Source organism: Rothia sp. HMSC065D02 (assembly GCF_001815285.1).
Classification (GTDB): Bacteria; Actinomycetota; Actinomycetes; order Actinomycetales; family Micrococcaceae; genus Rothia; species Rothia dentocariosa.
On sequence record NZ_KV820092.1, the window covers coordinates 323,430 to 341,828 of the forward strand.

19 protein-coding genes and 2 tRNA genes are annotated in these 18,399 nt (G+C 53.7%); 17 read left to right on the forward strand and 4 right to left on the reverse strand.

Features of this window, described 5'->3' with window-relative positions; all coding sequences use genetic code 11:
• The first annotated feature begins 2 nt into the window (after window positions 1–2).
• The 5 genes from HMPREF3016_RS08870 to trmD all read left to right on the forward strand — a co-directional run bounded on the left by HMPREF3016_RS08870 (window position 3) and on the right by trmD (window position 3,073).
• Window positions 3–488 (forward strand): NUDIX domain-containing protein, encoded by a 486-nt coding sequence (locus tag HMPREF3016_RS08870; RefSeq protein WP_048751484.1) that lies wholly within the window; start codon window positions 3–5, stop codon window positions 486–488.
• Between the two features lie 203 nt (window positions 489–691).
• The gene (gene rpsP, locus HMPREF3016_RS08875; RefSeq protein WP_013399230.1) at window positions 692–1,123 is read left to right on the forward strand and encodes a 30S ribosomal protein S16; all 432 of its coding nucleotides are present in this window, start codon (window positions 692–694) and stop codon (window positions 1,121–1,123) included.
• A gap of 2 nt (window positions 1,124–1,125) precedes the next feature.
• Complete coding sequence (locus HMPREF3016_RS08880; RefSeq protein ID WP_004004867.1) at window positions 1,126–1,368, forward strand: RNA-binding protein; 243 nt, start codon at window positions 1,126–1,128, stop codon at window positions 1,366–1,368.
• Window positions 1,369–1,558: 190 nt separating this feature from the next.
• Window positions 1,559–2,197: a ribosome maturation factor RimM gene (gene rimM, locus HMPREF3016_RS08885; protein ID WP_070741720.1), complete on the forward strand. Its 639-nt coding sequence runs from the start codon at window positions 1,559–1,561 to the stop codon at window positions 2,195–2,197.
• A gap of 3 nt (window positions 2,198–2,200) precedes the next feature.
• Entirely contained in the window at window positions 2,201–3,073 is an 873-nt protein-coding gene (gene trmD / locus HMPREF3016_RS08890; protein ID WP_070741723.1) for a tRNA (guanosine(37)-N1)-methyltransferase TrmD, read from the forward strand.
• 62 nt (window positions 3,074–3,135) lie between these two features.
• Here trmD and HMPREF3016_RS08895 read toward each other — a convergent pair whose 3' ends face one another.
• Both HMPREF3016_RS08895 and HMPREF3016_RS08900 read right to left on the reverse strand, forming a co-directional pair.
• Entirely contained in the window at window positions 3,136–3,774 is a 639-nt protein-coding gene (locus HMPREF3016_RS08895) for a hypothetical protein (RefSeq protein ID WP_070620674.1), read from the reverse strand.
• A gap of 15 nt (window positions 3,775–3,789) precedes the next feature.
• Window positions 3,790–4,290, reverse strand: coding sequence for an MmcQ/YjbR family DNA-binding protein (locus HMPREF3016_RS08900; RefSeq protein ID WP_246828528.1), 501 nt, complete (start codon window positions 4,288–4,290; stop codon window positions 3,790–3,792).
• 94 nt (window positions 4,291–4,384) lie between these two features.
• Here HMPREF3016_RS08900 and ettA point away from each other — a divergent pair, with 94 nt between their 5' ends.
• Both ettA and HMPREF3016_RS08910 read left to right on the forward strand, forming a co-directional pair.
• Window positions 4,385–6,064 (forward strand): energy-dependent translational throttle protein EttA, encoded by a 1,680-nt coding sequence (ettA, locus tag HMPREF3016_RS08905; RefSeq protein ID WP_070448490.1) that lies wholly within the window; start codon window positions 4,385–4,387, stop codon window positions 6,062–6,064.
• 253 nt (window positions 6,065–6,317) lie between these two features.
• Complete coding sequence (locus HMPREF3016_RS08910; RefSeq protein WP_006887992.1) at window positions 6,318–6,893, forward strand: HdeD family acid-resistance protein; 576 nt, start codon at window positions 6,318–6,320, stop codon at window positions 6,891–6,893.
• Window positions 6,894–7,009: 116 nt separating this feature from the next.
• Here the strand turns inward: HMPREF3016_RS08910 and HMPREF3016_RS08915 are convergent, their stop codons facing one another.
• Window positions 7,010–7,906 (reverse strand): acyl-CoA thioesterase, encoded by an 897-nt coding sequence (locus HMPREF3016_RS08915; RefSeq protein WP_070741726.1) that lies wholly within the window; start codon window positions 7,904–7,906, stop codon window positions 7,010–7,012.
• Between the two features lie 34 nt (window positions 7,907–7,940).
• Here HMPREF3016_RS08915 and HMPREF3016_RS08920 point away from each other — a divergent pair, with 34 nt between their 5' ends.
• The 3 genes from HMPREF3016_RS08920 (at window position 7,941) to HMPREF3016_RS08930 (ending at window position 9,813) form a co-directional block, all read left to right on the forward strand.
• The gene (locus tag HMPREF3016_RS08920; protein ID WP_048755268.1) at window positions 7,941–8,816 is read left to right on the forward strand and encodes a DUF8185 domain-containing protein; all 876 of its coding nucleotides are present in this window, start codon (window positions 7,941–7,943) and stop codon (window positions 8,814–8,816) included.
• On the forward strand, window positions 8,813–9,280 hold the full coding sequence (locus HMPREF3016_RS08925) for a globin domain-containing protein (RefSeq protein WP_070627866.1): 468 nt from the start codon (window positions 8,813–8,815) through the stop codon (window positions 9,278–9,280). Before HMPREF3016_RS08920 ends, HMPREF3016_RS08925 begins: the two co-directional genes overlap by 4 nt.
• 131 nt (window positions 9,281–9,411) lie before the next feature.
• The gene (locus HMPREF3016_RS08930; protein WP_070741729.1) at window positions 9,412–9,813 is read left to right on the forward strand and encodes a GNAT family N-acetyltransferase; all 402 of its coding nucleotides are present in this window, start codon (window positions 9,412–9,414) and stop codon (window positions 9,811–9,813) included.
• Between the two features lie 163 nt (window positions 9,814–9,976).
• Here the strand turns inward: HMPREF3016_RS08930 and pepN are convergent, their stop codons facing one another.
• Window positions 9,977–12,526: an aminopeptidase N gene (pepN, locus tag HMPREF3016_RS08935; protein WP_070741732.1), complete on the reverse strand. Its 2,550-nt coding sequence runs from the start codon at window positions 12,524–12,526 to the stop codon at window positions 9,977–9,979.
• A gap of 448 nt (window positions 12,527–12,974) precedes the next feature.
• On the opposite strand from pepN, the gene HMPREF3016_RS08945 reads away from it, so the two are divergent.
• From HMPREF3016_RS08945 to HMPREF3016_RS08975, 7 genes are all read left to right on the forward strand, one after another.
• On the forward strand, window positions 12,975–13,463 hold the full coding sequence (locus HMPREF3016_RS08945; protein WP_070741735.1) for a ribose-5-phosphate isomerase: 489 nt from the start codon (window positions 12,975–12,977) through the stop codon (window positions 13,461–13,463).
• A gap of 246 nt (window positions 13,464–13,709) precedes the next feature.
• On the forward strand, window positions 13,710–14,594 hold the full coding sequence (locus HMPREF3016_RS08950; protein ID WP_070741738.1) for an Fpg/Nei family DNA glycosylase: 885 nt from the start codon (window positions 13,710–13,712) through the stop codon (window positions 14,592–14,594).
• 81 nt (window positions 14,595–14,675) lie between these two features.
• Window positions 14,676–14,746 (forward strand) — tRNA-Gly (locus HMPREF3016_RS08955).
• 471 nt (window positions 14,747–15,217) lie between these two features.
• Window positions 15,218–15,292, forward strand: a tRNA-Pro gene (locus HMPREF3016_RS08960).
• A 96-nt stretch (window positions 15,293–15,388) separates the two neighbouring features.
• On the forward strand, window positions 15,389–16,690 hold the full coding sequence (tig, locus tag HMPREF3016_RS08965; RefSeq protein ID WP_048751461.1) for a trigger factor: 1,302 nt from the start codon (window positions 15,389–15,391) through the stop codon (window positions 16,688–16,690).
• A gap of 276 nt (window positions 16,691–16,966) precedes the next feature.
• Window positions 16,967–17,605 (forward strand): ATP-dependent Clp protease proteolytic subunit, encoded by a 639-nt coding sequence (locus tag HMPREF3016_RS08970; protein WP_048751459.1) that lies wholly within the window; start codon window positions 16,967–16,969, stop codon window positions 17,603–17,605.
• Window positions 17,606–17,622: 17 nt separating this feature from the next.
• Window positions 17,623–18,297, forward strand: coding sequence for an ATP-dependent Clp protease proteolytic subunit (locus HMPREF3016_RS08975; RefSeq protein ID WP_048751458.1), 675 nt, complete (start codon window positions 17,623–17,625; stop codon window positions 18,295–18,297).
• The last annotated feature ends 102 nt before the right edge of the window (window positions 18,298–18,399 follow it).

Below are 18,399 nucleotides of genomic sequence, written 5' to 3' on the forward strand. Positions count from 1 at the left end.
CTATGAAAGATACATATTTAAGCCATGAGGAACTGGTAGCTTTTATTGCAACACTTCCAACACGTCGACTTGCCGCCGGAGCGCTTATTCGCAATGAAGAAGGCGAACTACTTGTGGTGAAGCCGAACTACAAGGACGGCTGGATTCTTCCGGGCGGAACCGTAGAGGCGGGCGAGGCACCGAAAACAGGATGCTTCCGTGAGGTTCAGGAAGAGCTAGGGCTTACCCTAACTCCGGGTCGTTTGGTGGCTATTTTCCATGGGCTCGCATTAGGTGTCTGGGGCGATTCCACATATTACATGTACGATGCGGGCGTTATTCCGCGCGACACCCCCATTACTTTGCAGAATGATGAACTGGTGACCTATGAGTGGGTGGCCGGTGAAAACTTGGGCGATTACGTGCGCCCGGCGATGGTGAGGCGGCTGCAAGAAGCCTTGAAAGCCCTAGAAACCGGCGAAGTTCTTGAGATAAGCTCCGACGATTAACGCTATAACAGCGACATATGCCCGAAAACGCGGGGATCCGCTAGATTTAAATCGCCCTATTTGTTACCCTATCTGAGTACCCGACATTGCGTGACCCCTCTCTTCGCGCTTTGTTGTGTCCATAGAGACTTCGTGAACGGCCCGCCCCACGGGCGCTGAAGCGCGGTTTCGCACCAAGTATTGAAACAGGAGTAACCACTACAGTGGCTGTTAAAATTCGTCTCAAGCGTATGGGTAAGATCCGCGATCCTCGCTACCGTATTGTGATTGCGGATTCTCGCGTGAAGCGTGATGGTAAGACTATCGAAGAGATCGGTATCTACCACCCGACCGAGCAGCCCTCGCGTATCGAGATTAACTCTGAGCGTGCTCAGTACTGGCTGTCTGTTGGCGCACAGCCGACCGAACAGGTCTTGGCTCTGCTGAAGCTCTCAGGTGACTGGGCAACTTTCAAGGGCGAGAAGGCTGAGAACAGCATCAAGCCCGTTGAGCCTAAGGCTGAATTCGTTGTTCCTCAGAAGGGTTCCGTTATTCTTCCTGAGGCTATCACCCCCAAGGCCGATAAGGCTGAGGAAGCAACCGAGGAAGCTCCTGCTGAAGCTGAAGCAGAGGCTGCCGAGGAAGCAGCTGAGTAATTATGTTGGCTGATGCACTCGAACACTTGGTTCGAGGGATTGTCGAGCATCCGGACGATGTGAAAGTGCGTTTGCGCCAGCAGCGCCATCGCGAGACGCTGGAGGTTCGGGTACATCCCGATGATTTGGGTCGAGTGATTGGTCGTTCGGGCCGAACCGCTAAGAGCATTCGCACCGTAATGGATGCGATTTCTGAGGGCGATCAGGTTCGGATCGATATTATCGACACCGACAGAAAACGTTAGCTGATATAGCATCAAGAGCGTTCCACCACCGACAAGGTGTTGGAACGTTCTGCTTTAACCATGAGAATTTTCATCAGGTAATCGCACGGCAGGCGGGTGCCTCCAAAGCTTATGAGAGTCTGCGCTTTTTCGGACCTGCCGGTAGAATATTAGGTGTCTACAAGCCCCAGTTTTTCTAGAGGTTTACAACATGCAGGTTTTGGTTGCGCGCATCGGCAAACCGCACGGTATTCGTGGTGAAGTTACGGTTCAACTCTTCACAGATATCCCCGAGGAACGCTTTGCCCCCGGAGAAGTTCTCGACTTGGAAAACTTCACCCCGAAGAGCCCTGTGGCCACTGTTGCACCAACGGGCAGGCTTAAAGTAGCGGGGCATCGTTGGAATAAGAAGATTCTGGTGGTGCGTTTTGAGGAAGTCACTACCCGCAACCAAGCGGAAGAGCTGCGGGGCAGCCGCCTGATGTTTGAGGTTCCCGAGGACGAAGATGATGAAGGCTTCTACGAACAGGAACTCGTGAACCTGCCCGTATATCTTCTGGTGAAGGTTCCTGAGGGGGAGAACCCCGTCAATAATCCTAAAGCGGGGAAGCCTCTGGGAAAGGTTACCGGTCTGCAGACCATGCCCGCGCAGGATATACTGCTCGTTAAACTTGCTGCCGAACACGGCGGCGACGAGATTATGATTCCCTTCGTCGAAGAGATCGTTCCTGAAGTTGTGACCACCGCTGAGGACGAACCCGGTTTCGTGCTTCTGACCCCGCCACCCGGTCTTATCAACGTGGCTGAAGCAGAATCTGCCGCATCGAACCCAGAAAATACGGGGGAGTAGCCCGTGCGCTACGACGTTATCACTATTTTTCCCGAGTACTTGACACCGTTAGACCTCTCGCTGGTAGGGAAAGCCCGCGAAAACGGTTTGGTCGATCTGCGCGTGCATAATCTGCGTGACTATACCTTCGACCGTCACCACACGGTTGATGATACTCCCTACGGCGGTGGTGCCGGGATGGTCATGAAACCGGAACCTTGGGGGCTTGCGCTTGATGAAGTGCTTGCGAATTCACCGCAGCGGGCGGAGGAGGAGCACCACGAAAATAATCGCGATGAGCCGGAAGAACAGCGAGAAAGAGTAGAGGAAAATTCGAGTCCTCAGAAACTCGTGCTTGCGCAGGATAATCGTCCTCTCCTGATTGTTCCTTCCCCGGCGGGCGCGGTTTTTAACCAGCAAATGGCTTATGAACTCGCTGAGGAACAGCATATTGCGTTTGCTCCCGCGCGCTATGAAGGTATTGACGAGCGTGTGCTCGACTGGGCACAAACCCGCTTCCGCGTGTTTCCCGTCTCGATGGGGGACTATGTGCTCTACGGCGGAGAAGTTGCGGTGATGGCGATGATCGAGGCTATTACTCGACTAATTCCTGGGGCATTGGGAAACCCAGAATCTCTTGCAGAAGAGTCGCACACCGGCGGGCTTTTGGAGTACCCGGTGTATACAAAACCGGCGCAGTGGCGCGACTACAAGGTTCCGCCTATCCTGCTTTCGGGCAATCACGGTGCTATTGCCAGGTGGCGGCGCGAGCAGCAGATTGAACGTACCATGAGCCGCCGCCCCGATCTTTTTGAGGCGTATCCTGAAGAAAATTGGGATAAGAAAGACCGACATTTTCTTGCCGAGCGCGGTGTGCATTTCCCTAAATCTCGTTAAGCAAGCTAGACCGGAAGAGCTCTAACACGCAGCACCGTTGCATTCGTTGAAACCCCTTACAGTTAGGGGTTAAAACGTTCAAAGTCGAGAATATCGTAAACAACGGCGTGCCCCTGGATCCAATAAATCTTACTCGGAGCACCCGGATCTTCCGCAGGCTTATACTTACTGCCCAGGGCACGGGACAGCGAGCCGCGCATCGACAATGATAACGGGCGGTGAGTACTCGTATGCTCGTAGCGGGCAAGATCTAGAGGTTCAGGGTCAGTAAATTCCTCTACCTGAGCGAGAGCAAGCATCCGATCTTCTAAACTACCGTGACGTTCCGCCGAAAAACCGGCATCCAGCCAACTATCACGCAACTTGGAAGGCATCAGCTGAGGAACATCATCACGCCTCTCAAAACCGTGCGATTCGGGCGCCGGAATAACCGGCAGATCAGGCTCACGATAGATCATCAAAATTTCCAGCTCACCGCCTAGCTTACGGGCACGCAGAATTTCCTGGCGAATGTGCCGAACCGTTTTCTCAGGGCATGAAAAGCCCCACGGAACCGCAGGAATACCGAGAGCATGCGCCTTCTGAAACCTATCATAGGCGCGCAAGACCACCCCGCCGGTACGTCCATGCGCCATGTATGCATAGTTGTAATCAGCAGAAAGCTTCAGAAAGAGAACGGGATCGCTGGCAGGAATATACATGTGAGCCTGCAGTATCTAATGTTTTTCGGGAACCGGGCGCTCGCGGAATTCGATAGGGCGTTTTGCCTTGGGCAGGGCGTACATAATACGCAGGTAGGCATCTTCGATGAGCTCTTCAAGAAGCTGGCGTGTAACACCCTTGCCTGCGCCGACCGAAATCCAATGCCGTTTATTCATATGCCACCCTGGAATAATGCTTGGGTACATGCGCTGCAGAACCTCGGATTCTTCGGGGTCGGTCTTCAGATTCACGATCGGGTAGCCGATACCGTCTGTGTACATAGCAAAAATTTTGCCGCTAATGCGGTACACCGTATTACGTGGTCCGAAAGGCTGATCGGAGGTCGCCAACGGCATAGTAAGCGCAATCTGATCAACAACCTTATGGAGGTCTTCGGCGGTTATTTCGTGAGAATTCGGTGTACCCATACCTTCGAGTCTAACGGCTGTTACACCGTAGTGAAAGGATTCAAAGTTTGAGAAAACCAAAACCAAGCCTTCGGGAACGGCCAACATCTATAGAACCTTTGGAATCCGTAAGGAGTACACCCGTAAAATCTGCGGCGAAAACCGCGTGCGCATCCAAAGAATCACGGTAGAATAGAACACTATGGCTGAATTTATTTACACGATGACCAAAGCCCGCAAAACTGTGGGCGATAAGGTCATTCTTAACGACGTTTCCATGTCGTTCTTCCCGGGCGCCAAGATTGGTATGGTTGGTCCCAACGGCGCCGGTAAGTCGACCATCCTGAAAATCATGGCTGGCTTGGATCAGCCCTCAAACGGCGAGGCACGCCTCTCACCCGAATACAGCGTAGGTATTCTGCTTCAGGAACCGCCGCTGAACGAAGAGAAAACCGTGCTCGGCAACGTCGAAGAAGGCGTGGGCGAGATCAAGACGAAGCTGGACCGTTTCAACGAAATTTCCGCGCTTATGGCTGAACCTGACGCCGATTTTGATGCCCTCATGGAAGAAATGGGTAAGCTGCAGGAAGCTATCGATGCCGCAAACGCCTGGGATCTAGACTCTCAGCTGGAACAAGCTATGGAGGCGCTGCGCTGCCCACCCGCCGACGCCCCCGTCACCCACCTCTCCGGCGGTGAGCGCCGCCGCGTGGCACTGTGCAAGCTCCTGCTGCAGAAACCAGACCTGCTTCTACTCGACGAGCCCACCAACCACCTAGATGCTGAGTCGGTGCTGTGGCTTGAGCAGCATCTGCAGTCCTACGAAGGTGCGGTCATTGCGATTACTCACGACCGCTACTTCCTAGACCACGTTGCCGAATGGATCGCCGAGGTTGACCGCGGCAACCTCTACCCTTACGAAGGCAACTACTCCACATACCTTGAGAAGAAGCGTGCCCGCCTTGAAGTTCAGGGCAAGAAGGATGCGAAACTCGCCAAACGCCTGAACGAAGAACTAGAGTGGGTGCGCTCAAACTCGAAGGGCCGTCAGGCGAAGTCGAAAGCACGTTTGGCACGTTACGAAGAGATGGCGGCCGAAGCTGAAAAGACCCGCAAACTCGATTTTGAAGAGATTCAAATTCCGCCGGGACCGCGCCTGGGCAACCTGGTGATTGAGGCCGAGAACCTGCAGAAGGGTTTTGACGGGCGCTCGCTCATTAACGGTCTGTCGTTCTCGCTGCCGCGGAACGGCATTGTGGGTGTGATTGGTCCGAACGGTGTGGGTAAATCGACCCTGTTCAAGACCATCGTCGGTTTGGAAGAACTCGACGGCGGCTCGCTCAAGGTCGGCGAAACCGTGAAGATTTCCTATGTCGATCAGAACCGCGCCAATATTGACCCCGAAAAGAGCCTGTGGGAGGTTGTCTCGGACGGTCTGGACTATATTCAGGTTGGCAATGTTGAGATGCCTTCGCGCGCCTATGTTTCGGCGTTCGGGTTCAAGGGACCGGATCAGCAGAAGAAAGCGGGTGTGCTCTCCGGCGGTGAGCGTAACCGCCTGAATTTGGCGCTGACCCTCAAACAAGGCGGAAACCTGCTGCTGTTGGACGAGCCTACCAACGACCTTGATGTGGAAACCCTGGCGTCGCTTGAGAACGCTCTGCTGGAATTCCCCGGCTGCGCCGTCGTCGTCTCTCACGACCGTTGGTTCCTCGATCGTGTGGCAACCCACATCCTCGCATGGGAAGGCACTGAAGAGAATCCGGATCAATGGTACTGGTTCGAGGGTAACTTCGAGTCCTACGAGAAGAACAAGATAGAACGCCTGGGACCGGAAGCTGCGAAACCGCACCGCGTGGTGCACCGCAAGCTGACCCGGTAGGGTTTTGCACGGTAATAAGCCCCGCCTCCTAACGCTGTTGAAGCGTGCGGAGGCGGGGCTTTGCTGTGCCTGCTGGGGGAGGGGGATATGGTTCCGCTATCTCACGTGTTGCTCCGCTACGTGTTGGCTGTTTGCCGGTAGAAATAGTTCGCCCAGTGGTGACCAATATGTTATGGCGGATTTCACATTCGTGGTTTATAATGGGTATGTGCATAAGTACAACTGACGTATTTGATACGAAGGGTAGAGTATCATGCTTTCAAAATATAACTGGATGTCCTTGGTCACCGGTCTGCTACTGGTTGCAACGGCGATCTACATGTTCGCCAACCCCGCTACTCCGCTGGTAGTTCTGGGTTTTGTATTCTCCATTTCGGTGTTGCTCGGTGGTGTGTTTGAGCTGGTGCGTTACTTCGGTGCCCCGAAGCCGGCACGTACCGGTTGGGACCTGATCAACGGCATCCTGACCGTGGTGGCTGGCCTGATTCTGCTGTCAGCCTCGGCGGGCGCACAGGCGACCTACATCCCAACCATTGTGGGTGTGTGGCTGATTACGTGGGCGCTGATTCGTATGATGACTGCCCAGAGCATGAAATACCTAGACTACGCCGCCGGACGCCAACTGCAGTTCTCTGCTATTGGTTCCCTGATCCTGGGCTTGCTCGTGCTGCTGTTCCCGATGTTCTTCGGTACGGTGGCAGTGTGGCTGATCGCTCTAGCGCTGTTGGTAGCGGGACTTGTATTCATGGGTGACTTCTTCGTTTCCCGCCACACCAAGCGCACCGTGCACATTTCCCCGGACGGTGTGGTTGACGTCGAAGCCCGATAAACACCCGTTAGCGGCGTTGAGCGCATAAACTAGATACGGAAAGACCGTGTGAGACAACCACCTCACACGGTCTTTCTGTATGCTCTGACGTTTTACGCTGTCGCAGCACCGAAACTCTAGCGGTATTCGGGCAGGCGGAACATCATTTCCTGCGCCACGGTCGCCACCAGCTCACCGGAACGATTGAAAATCGAACCCTGCGCGAGCATCCTGCCACCCTGCGCGCTCGGAGAATCCAGCACGTACAGCAGCCACTCGTCGGCGCGTGCCGAACGGTGGAACCACATCGCGTGATCCAGCGAAGCGCTCTTCAGCCCCGGCTCCAGCCAGAACTTGCCGTGACGGCGCAGGGCCGGCTCCAGCGGCAGGTAATCCGAAGCATACGCGATTGCCGCCCGATGCATCGCATCCGAAACCGGGGCGCCGGAAGCATCAATCAGCGGATCGAAAGTCTTAAACCACACCGTGGCAACCGGTTTCTGCGAGCTTGAATCCGGGGCCGTATACAGGTGCGGGCTCACATACCGAATATCAATTGGGCGTTCCCATGCAACAGCCTGCGCTACCGGATGCGCCACCTCGCCAATGTAGTCACTCACGCTCGGCAGTCCATCAGGATCGGGAACCTGCGGCATCTCAACAGCCGTATGCTCGGGGCCGCGACCGGGCTTCTGGAATGATGCAATCGCAGAGAAAATGGGAATATCGTCCTGAAGCGCCTGAACCCGGCGAGTCGCAAAAGAACGCCCATTATTGAGCCGTTGTGAGGTAAAAATAAGCTCTTTCGTAATGTCACCGGGATGCAAAAAATATGCATGAATCGAATGCAGCACCTTATCGCTAACAGTATTATCAGCCGCCATAATGGCCTGAGCGAGCACCTGCCCGCCATAAGTGCGCGGGGTCTCGCGTGTTAGCGTCACAGCGGTAAAAGCGTCGTCACCGCCCACCGACTCAGCGGGGGTCAGGTTCAGCATGGTCATCAAGTTCTGGGTGGGGGTGGGCTTCGTCATTCTTTAATTCTGACACGAAGGGGTAAAGTTGAGGATGATTTATCGAAGAAAATATGCGAGCGAGAGGCAAAACATGACCGATGACCTGCACACACCCGACGCGGCATCTCTGCCAGAACCGGAACCGCAAGAACCTCCACGCTCAGCCACAACCAACACCCGGCGTATAGACCTCAAATACAATCCGCACGAAGGCATCGACGAACCCTATCTTATCTTCCCCAACAACCAGCAAGGTATAGCCGCCGCTGCCGACCTCAGCACCTATATTTCACGCGCACGTTCCCTCGATACCCAAGCGGCAATACGACTTACCGCCCGCGGGAGCGTGCTCGCCGTTTTCGCATGCTCTCTCGCCCCCGAAACCATGCTGGATAACACCCCCACCATTCTGGGGATGCGAGCCCTCAACCTCGCAAAGCCATCAACCCTTGATATTGTGGTAGATTCAGCCGCCCTGCTCGAACGCCTGGCGCGCATTGAAGAATCCGAGATGGTGCTGTATCTGCCGCCCGTCACCGTACACACTGAATGGGCTGGGAAAGCCGCACCCCTGCAAGGATGGGAAAAACTAGGAACTATTGACGCCGACGAGTTCCGCCGCGCCAGCCGTGAAGGACTTGCCGCCGTCGAAAAAGCACTCCCCGAAAACCCCGGTGCCGCAGTGCTCACCACCGTGCGAACCCGCATCTGGTCATCTCCCATGGTGCTTAAGCACCTACCGGAGTTTGACCGAACCCCTATACCTACAGGCGCAGCTTTCGCCCTGCAAGTCTTCGGATTCCTTCCCGAAACCTTCACCGGTGAGCTCGCTATATATGCCGCCCCTACTGGTTCCGACGGCTGGGTGCGCATCGCTGCCCCCGGCGGGCATGTGCTGGTGCGTTCGGGCTCGGGAGCGCTCGCATGAGTTATTCTGCGAATCAGCCGGGTGAGCAGGTCAGCATTTACGACCAGGTGGGTGGCGAGGAAACCTTCGATAAGCTCACCCGCAGGTTCTATGCCCTCGTGAAGGCCGACCCCGAGTTTTCCGCCATGTACCCGGATTTTGACCCGTTTCCGCCTGAGCACCTCACAGAGGAACAGACCGCCGAGATCGAAGCAAACGATACTGACCATTTCGATGCGGCGGCGCGGCGGCTGAAAATGTTCCTGATTCAGTACTTTGGCGGGCCCAGCACCTACCAGGAACAGCGCGGCCACCCGCGTTTGCGCATCCGCCATAACCCGTACCCGATCGGTGCGAAAGAACGCGATACTTGGCTGAAGTATATGCGCCAGGCAATGGATACTCTTGATCTTCCGATGATGATTGATGCGACCATGTGGGACTATTTCGAGCGTGCGGCACGCGCCATGCAGAACCGGGCATAGTTCAAGACAGCATTGCATTTCAGACGTTGCTTTTGTAGGTTGTAACAACGCGTATTGTTTCTTATAACCCTGAATATCGGTAAGCTCTTCTGGATATTTCACTTCGCGCCTGGGGACCTGTTTTTCCGCGGATGCACAACGACGTCCCCAAGTTCGTTTATGATGCGTTCTACCCTCAAGGGTGGCAGCAGCGGCAGCTCAGCGATTTAGAGGAAGTGCTCGATCAGGAGCCTGAAAATGTGTCTGTTGCCCTTAATAATGAGCGGCCGGTCGGCTGGGTCTGCACACGTATTCACCCTGAGGACCAGATGGGCGAGATTTATGTGATTGCGGTCGATCCCGAGTATCAGCGGTGTGGCGTGGGGCAGCAGCTCATGGAGCATGCCTTTGCGCAGATTAAAGACGCCGGGATGCGCATGGTGATGGTCGAAACCGGCGGCGATTCGGGGCACGCACCGGCCCGGGGACTCTACGAGTCTGAAGGGTTCGTTCGCTGGCCCGTTGCTCGGTACTTCAAGGATCTTAGCGAATAGAACTATTGCTCAAAAACAATAATTCTCAAGACCCACCTGGCTCAATGTAACCCATGGGCGCTAAAAAAGGTTCTTGATGTGAAATAAGCGTAATTTTCGCGGTTTGTTTCACATCAAGAACCTTTTTATATAGGTTGGGGGGGCAGGCTAGGGGATTATTACCCTAAACGTCAGCCGCCTGAACCTTTAAGGCACGAGCCACGCCGTCGCGCGCCTCCGCAATCTGTCGTCGCAGCGCCGCCGCATCCTCAGGCAAAGACGCTAAATAGGTTTCGGTGCGTTCCAGTAGTTCGGCGGTCGGTTCCGAAGGGTACATGCCGCCAATAATCTGCATCGAAATCTCGTGTGACCGCGAACGCCAAATACCTTCAATCAGCTCAAAATACGGTTCAATATACGGTGCAATGAGCTCGGGTTCGCCCGATTTGAAACCGAAAATGGCGTAGCGCTGAATCATATTAGACAGTTCACCGGTCACCATAATCTTGTTCCAGTATTCGGCTTTCACCTGTTCACTTGGCTGAGACGCATATGCCTGAGCCGCATACTGTTGACCGGTTGCCGTGTTATCGTTTGCCGCCTCAGCATCGATCTGTGCGGCGTTCACACGACCACCCGTCGCCAGGCGGCAGATTAGGGTCCATCGCAAATCGGTGTCAATCTCCAAACCGTCCAGCACAATATCGCCTTCAAAAAGCCGCTGCACAATCTCATACTGCGCCTCGGTTCGGGTCTGATTCACAAATGCCTGAACCAGCTGCAGCTGCGAGTCTGAATCCGGCTGAGCGGCGCAAGCCAACGACCACAGGCGATCGGCGGCACGTTCACGAGTTTCATCCCTAAACTCAGGATTAACAAAGGAACGCAGAGCGATGGAGAGGTTACCCAGCTGGGTTCGCAGTGCAGTCGAATTAGTCTCTTTGCCAATATTATTGAGCACAAATTCCACATACTGCCGCGCTGGCATCTGGGCGTCACGCACGGTATCCCAGAGGGAACCCCAGACCACGCCGCGAGCTACCGACGAGTCGATGTCGCCCAGATACTTCACCGCAGTATCAATAGAACGCTCATCCAGGCGAACTTTGGCAAACGCCAAATCTTCATCATTGAGCAGAATCAGGTCGGGGCGTTTCTTGCCTACAGCCTCGGCAACCTCGGTCAGTTCGCCGTCAATATCCAGCTCAATGCGGTCGGTGCGAGTCAGCTTTCCGTCTGTCAGATCGTAGAAACCGATAACTGCACGATGCGGGCGCAACGTTTCATAACCGGCAGCATAGGATTGGCGGATACCAAGAGAAGTAATAGTGCCCTCGGCATCATCGGCGACCTCGACCGTAAGCGTGTTTACCCCTGCGGTTTCAAGCCACTTGGCGCTCCATGCGCGTACATCACGGCCGGAAGTCTCTTCCAGCTCGACCAGCAGGTCGTCAAGAACCGTGTTACCCCAAGCGTGCTTGTCAAAATACTTCTTCAAGGCCGCCATGAAGTTTTCCTGACCAACCCACGCAACCATCTGCCGCAGCACCGATGCGCCCTTCGCGTAGGTAATGCCGTCAAAGTTCACCTGAACATCATGAAGGTCACGAATCTCAGCCACAATTGGGTGGGTTGAGGAGAGCTGATCTTGCCTATACGCCCAGGTTTTCTCCGAAGCAGAGAATGTAGCCCATGCTTCCTGTGCGTAGCGGGTATTCTCAGCCGCAGCCAGTGTAGACATAAACTCGGCAAATGACTCGTTCAGCCACAGGTCATTCCACCACTTCATGGTGACTAAATCACCAAACCACATATGCGCAAGCTCGTGAAGTATCGTAATGGCGCGGCGTTCACGCAGCGCCTCTGCAACCTTGGAACGGAACACATAGGTTTCGAGATAGGTTACGCACCCTGCGTTTTCCATAGCACCCGCATTGAACTCGGGGACGAAGAGCTGATCGTACTTCTCGAAAGGATACGGCGTCTTGAACTGCTCCTCATAAAACTCGAAGCCCTGGCGAGTCAGCTCAAAAATATCGTCCGCATCCACATAGGGCATCAGCGACTTACGCGCGTAAACACCCAGCGGAATAACACGCCCCTCAGAGTTCGTCAGTTCGCTCGTAACCTTCTCATACGGGCCCGCCACGATGGCTGTAATGTACGAAGACATGCGCGGAGTAGGCTTGAAATACCATGTTTGTGCCCGACCGCAACCGCAGTCCTTGGGCTCAATCTTCACCTCGGGCTGGTTAGAAACCACAACCCAGTGCGAAGGAACACGCACGGTGAACTCAAACTCGGCCTTCAAATCTGGCTGCTCAAATACAGGGAAAACACGGCGAGAATCCGGAACCTCGAACTGTGAGTACAGATAAATTTCACCGTCCGCCGGGTCCACAAAACGGTGCAAACCTTCACCGGTATTTGTATAGAACATCTCTGCATCGATCTTCAGAACATTCTGCGCTGCAAGATTCGGCAGAGCAATGCGCTCCCCATCGGCAAGAGCAGGATCAAGCCGCTCGCCGTTTAGCTCAATCGAATTTACCTGAGAGGTAATAGCGTCAATAAACGTGGATGCGCCAGGCTCAGCATCGAACCGAATCTCAACAATCGACGAGAAAACATCTTTGTCTGTGCGAAGGTCGAGATCAACACGGTAGGTGTGAACCCGCTTAATAATTCCCGCACGCTCAATCGCCTCATCGCGGGTTAAATTTAGACCGGGCATGATTCCCTTTCTCGATATGTGTTTATAAATCTTCCTGTAGTGTTTTGCAGCGGACCTACCAGGAGAAACAGCGCAAAACTAAGTTCAAGAATATGGGCATCAAACAAACTCAGATATGTGTATGTGCCCCGACAAAAAGTGCCTAGTACCACAGTCTAACGCATCCCGTCAGAGAGCACATTATTACTCATCACATGCGCAAAATACGTGCCGATGGTAAGGGCAGGTGTGGGCAGAAAATATGTGCCGAAATAGTACCTGCCATTGCCCCGATACCGGTTACAGGAATAAGTTTAAATTCGCTACAGTTATAGAGACACAACAGCTGAGGGCACCCAGAATAGAGACGACTATCGCCGTGCACATTTCGGGGGGCCAGTCCACCACTCACTGCAAAGATATAAATATCCACGCTGTGAGCGCCACGGAACACCATCAGGAGAACCCCTTGCGCGTACATATCGCCACCGACCATGCAGGTCTTGAGACGAGTCAATACCTGATTGAACAGCTCACCGCCGCAGGATACGACATGATTGATCACGGGCCCCAAGAGTACGACCCGCTGGACGACTACCCAAGTTTCTGCATTAACGCTGCTCTTGCCGTTAAACGAGACCGTGAGCAGGGGTTTGACTCGCTGGGCATCGTCCTAGGCGGTTCTGGTAATGGCGAGCAGATTGCCGCTAATAAAGTAGAAGGAATTCGCGCCGCACTGGCCTGGAATCACGATACCGCCGCTCTTGCCCGCCAACATAATAATGCCCAGGTCATTGCGGTTGGTGGTCGTCAGCACAGCAATGAAGAAGCACTAGAGATTATTAAGGTTTTCCTTTCCACCCCGTGGACGAATGAAGAGCCCCACGCCCGCCGCATCGGTCAGGTTGCCGAATACGAGCGAACCGGTCATATTGAAGGTAAGCATATCGACTCATAGCACCGTAGATCAGTAAGCCACAGATTTTTTATTTTTTATACGGATGCGGCGGCAGCGTACCCCGAAACATCGGGGAATAATAAATGTCGCTGCATTCGCCGTTTAGTTTATAGGTGTATGAAACACCCCCAACGCGCCATCTGAATGATATGCGGTGTACCGTATTAAAGGTGCATCTTCTAAAGATTAGACCCCAGACGCATGCACCAAAATACAACCACAGACACGCGTTCGCAGGAGAATCCCATGCCCGAAGGACACTCAATACATCGTATCGCCCGCCAATTCAACGATGTTTTCATGGGGGAGAGCGTGCGAGTCTCAAGTCCACAGGGGCGTTATACGGATGGCGCAGCCCTTCTTGACGGAGCCAGCATTCTCAACGCATATGCGCACGGTAAGCATCTCTTCGTGCCCTTCAACAATGAGCTGACACTCAACGTGCACCTTGGCATTTATGGCAACTGGAGCTTTGGAGGGGACGAAACCTTTACGGGTGCATCCAGCATAGGCGCACCCCGTAAGATCGGCGAAAAAGAATATACGGCGGGGGAGGCCGAAGAATATACCGGACCGCCCGCGCCGAAAGGCACTACCCGGTGCCGCATCGTTTCAGAACACGGTTGGGCTGACCTCGTTGGTCCCACTATCTGCCGAACCTTAAACCCAGACGAAGTTGCCCAGGTACGCGCCAAACTTGGACCGGATCCGCTCAACACCGATGCAGATCCCGAACGTTTTTATGCCGCAGCCCGCAAAAGCTCAAGGCCTATCGGTGTGATCCTCATGGATCAGGCCGCTATCTCAGGCGTAGGCAATATTTTTCGTGCCGAATCGCTTTACCGCCAAGAAATAGATCCTCTTCGTCCCGGTAAAACTCTCACCGATGATGAGCTGAGTAGACTCTGGGAAGATAACAAACATCTGCTCACCATCGGAGTGCGTGTCGGCCGCATCATTACCACCGAACAAAAGGACCGCCCGGGAATCCATGAAACCGAAGCCTGGCCTGAGCATGCTAACTACGTTTACCAGCACCACGGAGAACCCTGCCCCCGATGTGGCACCACCATTCGTATGGAGGAAATCGCGGGCCGCAAACTCTATTGGTGCCCTGGATGCCAGAAATAGCGTTAGCTACGGTCCCCGCAAACGATGCGCGCCGAACTTGACAGTCTCCAGTACAGGCAGGTAATCTTATCTAGTTCTTGCGGGGATGTAGCTTAATGGTAAAGCCTCAGTCTTCCAAACTGATGACGCGGGTTCGATTCCCGTCATCCCCTCGGTATATATAAAACGCCTTGGTGCTTTGCACTGGGGCGTTTTCCTTATGCCGAGGGTCTGAAGTGGGAATCGTTTACGGACACGGATTTCGTGCCTCGTTTGCTCGGAATCCGTACCCTTCAGCTCGTCATCCCTTCGATAACAAAGCCTTGATGCTTCGTATTGGGGGCTTTTGTTGTCTCGGGTTTGAAACGGGAACCGTTTAAAGAGCTGGTTGTATATATGCCTGGTACGGCAAAATGAGACAAATCCTGAATGTAAGAAGTCTATATCTATGCGTCAACCTGGCAGGGCTGGGACGTGCAGAAGCGCCCGAATAAGTCGATACGCTTGAATAGATGACTATACTCAGATAATTCCTCAGAAAGACTTAAGGTTTTCGTGTTCTAAATTAGACATTCGAATGTTAGGCATTTATCCTTGTACACGGTAAACTTAAAAACCGAATGCCTAAAAGCATTCGCGTTTCACGGGGCGTGGCGTAGCTTGGCTAACGCGCCTGCTTTGGGAGCAGGAGATCGCAGGTTCGAATCCTGTCGCCCCGACGTGAGGCGGGCGTCGCGTATGCGGCGCCCTTTTCCAGTAACTAACTGCGGTTCACAGGCTTGTGCCGCATCCGACTATATGAGGAGAACACAGACGTGAAGACCGCCGTCGAGAAGCTCAATCCGACCCTCGCGAAGATCGAGGTCGAGGTTCCCTTCGCAGAGTTCAAGTCCTACCTGGACCGCACCTATAAGAACCTGGCTCAGCAGATTAACGTTCCTGGGTTCCGTAAGGGCAAGCTGCCTAAGCAGCTCATTGAGCAGCGCACAGGTTACGACTACATTGTCGAAGCATCTCTGAACGACGCCTTGAACGACTTCTACTCACAGGCATTGGGCGAGAATGAGCTCTCCCCGCTGGCACAGCCCGAACTTGATGTGCAGAGCCAGCCCACGGTGAACGATCGTGAAGCAGACGTGAAGCTGAACATCACCGTGACCGTTCGTCCTGAAATCGAGCTTCCCAACTATGAGGGTATCGAGGTTGAGGTTGACGAAATCAAGGTTACTGCAGAAGACGAAGAGCAGGCTCTTGAAGCTCTGCGTGAGCGTTTTGGTACCTTGAAGAACGTTGAGCGTCCCGCAGCTAAGAATGATTTTGTCACCATTGACATCACCGCTGAAATCAATGGTCAGGAAATTGACGCAGCAAACGACCTGTCTTACCAGATCGGTTCCGGCACCATGGTGGACGGTATTGATGAGGCCCTGATCGGTCTGTCTGCGGGCGAAGATGCAACTTTCGAGACCACGCTTTCCGGCGGCGATCACGCGGGGGAGGACGCAACCATTAAGGTGAAGCTCTCCGCTGTTAAGGAGCGTGAGCTTCCTGAGGTTGACGATGAGTTCGCGCAGCTTGCTTCTGAGTTCGATACTGTTGATGAGCTTAAAGCAGACATGAAGAACCAGGTTGCCGAGGCCAAGGTCTCTGAGCAGGGCGCACAGGCACGCGATAAGGTGCTGGCTAAGCTCATTGAGATGATTGAGGTTCCCGTACCTGAAAAGGTCATTGAAGAACAGCTGGAGCAGCACTTCAACAACCCCGAAGCCGGTGAAGACCACGATACCGAAGAGCACCGTCAGGAAGTTCGTGAGAACACCGAGACCGCCTTTAAGAATGAGATGGTGCTTGATGCTATTGCTGATGCTGAAGAAGTTGAAGTAAACCAGAATGAGATGATCAACTACATCATCACCATGAGCTCGCAGTACGGCATGGATCCGAACCAGTTCGCACAGATGCTTGACGGTTCCGGCCAGGCTGGAATGCTTGTGGGCGAGGTACGCCGCTCCAAGGCTCTAGGCGAAGTTCTTAAGAAGGCTGTCGTCAAAGACACTAAGGGTAAGGCTGTAGACCTTTCCAAGTTCCTCTCTGAAGGTGAAGAAGACGAGAAGTAGTCCTTCTCTCCGCAGATACCTATAACGGATGCGGGCGTGCATGTGCAGGAAAGAATCCTGCGGTGCACGCCCGCATTGTTGTGTTAAGTTTTGGTACATGCCCCAACAGAGGAAATAGATATAATGCGCTGAGGGTTGAGTGACGTTCGCCCTTTGGCGAACTACGGCGAAACTCCGCCCGAATACAGCCGTGACCCGGTATTGTAGTAGCAATGAATATTTTCACGGGCCCGCATGGTAGGGAGCGCGTGAAACCCATCGAGAAGAAGAGGGAAGATGTCTAGCTACATGCCTCTGCCTATTGGGTCTGGGAATAACACCCCGACTATGGCTACGAACCCCGTCACAGGGCAGGAAGATTACGTCTATAATCGTCTGCTCAAGGAGCGTATTATTTGGCTGGGGTCTGAAGTAAGGGACTCAAACGCAAACTTAATTTGTTCACAGATGTTGTTGCTATCGGCTGAAGATCCCGAGGCAGATATTTACCTGTACATTAACTCTCCCGGTGGCTCGGTGACCGCTGGCATGGCTATTTACGACACAATGCAGCTCATTCCGAATGACGTGGTGACTGTAGTAACCGGTATGGCTGCATCTATGGGACAGTTCCTTCTGACAGCAGGTGCCATGGGCAAACGTTATGCGACCCCCAACGCCCGAATCCTGATGCACCAGCCGCTTGGTGGTATTGGTGGTACCGCATCCGACATCCGTACTCAAGCAGAACTCATCTTAGATATGAAAAAACGTCTGGCAGAGATCACGGCTGAACGTACCGGTAAAAGCCTTGAGACCATTCTGAAAGACAATGACCGTGATAACTGGTTTACCGCTGAAGAGGGCTTGGAATACGGCTTCTTCGATCACATCGCACTATCCACTGGCGGTAATCTGACCGCCGAGGGTAAGTAAAGAGGGGAAATACACATATGAACTACCTACCTCAAGATTCTGCACCGCAGATGCCCTCGAGCCGTTACGTGCTCCCCAGCTTTGAGGAACGTACCCCCTACGGTTATAAGCGTCAAGATCCGTACGCCAAGCTATTTGAGGATCGCATTATTTTCTTGGGTACCCAGGTTGATGACGCTTCGGCAGATGATATTATGGCTCAGCTTCTCGTGCTTGAGGCTCAAGATCCCGATCGCGATATTACCCTGTACATCAACTCTCCCGGTGGTTCTTTTACAGCAATGACCGCCATCTATGACACCATGCAGTTTATTCGCCCCGAGATTCAGACCGTATGCTTGGGTCAGGCTGCATCGGCTGCGGCAGTGCTTTTGGCTGCTGGAACCCCGGGTAAGCGTTTGGCTCTTCCGAATGCTCGCGTGCTTATTCACCAGCCCGCCCTAAGCGGACAGCAAGGCGGACAGGCATCTGACCTTGAGATTCACGCGAACGAAGTTATGCGTATGCGTGAGTGGACTGCACAAACCCTGGCCCTGCACTCCGGCAAGACCTATGAGGAAGTTGACCGTTCGATCGAGCGCGATAATATTCTAACTGCTGCTGCCGCTCAAGAATACGGTTTAGTGGATAAGGTACTGGATTCGCGTAAACTTAACAAGCCTGCTACCAATACTGCTACGTCGCACGATTAGAAATATGAGTGTAGTCCTTTCTGTTGTCTAAACGTATATACGATTACTATTAGGTGCCGCATCCTCAAAATTGAGGATGCGGCACCTATACGTTATACCCCA

What these genes read in the sequence shown, in the direction of transcription:
- HMPREF3016_RS08925 (WP_070627866.1), top strand. Translation starts at nt 8,813, where the DNA reads ATGAGTTATTCTGCGAATCAGCCGGGTGAGCAGGTCAGCATTTACGAC.
- pepN (WP_070741732.1), bottom strand. Translation starts at nt 12,526, where the DNA reads ATGCCCGGTCTAAATTTAACCCGCGATGAGGCGATTGAGCGTGCGGGA.
- HMPREF3016_RS08950 (WP_070741738.1), top strand. Translation starts at nt 13,710, where the DNA reads ATGCCCGAAGGACACTCAATACATCGTATCGCCCGCCAATTCAACGAT.
- HMPREF3016_RS08915 (WP_070741726.1), bottom strand. Translation starts at nt 7,906, where the DNA reads ATGACGAAGCCCACCCCCACCCAGAACTTGATGACCATGCTGAACCTG.
- ettA (WP_070448490.1), top strand. Translation starts at nt 4,385, where the DNA reads ATGGCTGAATTTATTTACACGATGACCAAAGCCCGCAAAACTGTGGGC.
- HMPREF3016_RS08910 (WP_006887992.1), top strand. Translation starts at nt 6,318, where the DNA reads ATGCTTTCAAAATATAACTGGATGTCCTTGGTCACCGGTCTGCTACTG.
- HMPREF3016_RS08880 (WP_004004867.1), top strand. Translation starts at nt 1,126, where the DNA reads ATGTTGGCTGATGCACTCGAACACTTGGTTCGAGGGATTGTCGAGCAT.
- HMPREF3016_RS08920 (WP_048755268.1), top strand. Translation starts at nt 7,941, where the DNA reads ATGATTTATCGAAGAAAATATGCGAGCGAGAGGCAAAACATGACCGAT.
- rimM (WP_070741720.1), top strand. Translation starts at nt 1,559, where the DNA reads ATGCAGGTTTTGGTTGCGCGCATCGGCAAACCGCACGGTATTCGTGGT.
- HMPREF3016_RS08975 (WP_048751458.1), top strand. Translation starts at nt 17,623, where the DNA reads ATGAACTACCTACCTCAAGATTCTGCACCGCAGATGCCCTCGAGCCGT.
- HMPREF3016_RS08930 (WP_070741729.1), top strand. Translation starts at nt 9,412, where the DNA reads ATGCACAACGACGTCCCCAAGTTCGTTTATGATGCGTTCTACCCTCAA.
- HMPREF3016_RS08900 (WP_246828528.1), bottom strand. Translation starts at nt 4,290, where the DNA reads ATGTTGGCCGTTCCCGAAGGCTTGGTTTTGGTTTTCTCAAACTTTGAA.
- HMPREF3016_RS08970 (WP_048751459.1), top strand. Translation starts at nt 16,967, where the DNA reads ATGTCTAGCTACATGCCTCTGCCTATTGGGTCTGGGAATAACACCCCG.
- HMPREF3016_RS08870 (WP_048751484.1), top strand. Translation starts at nt 3, where the DNA reads ATGAAAGATACATATTTAAGCCATGAGGAACTGGTAGCTTTTATTGCA.
- HMPREF3016_RS08895 (WP_070620674.1), bottom strand. Translation starts at nt 3,774, where the DNA reads ATGTATATTCCTGCCAGCGATCCCGTTCTCTTTCTGAAGCTTTCTGCT.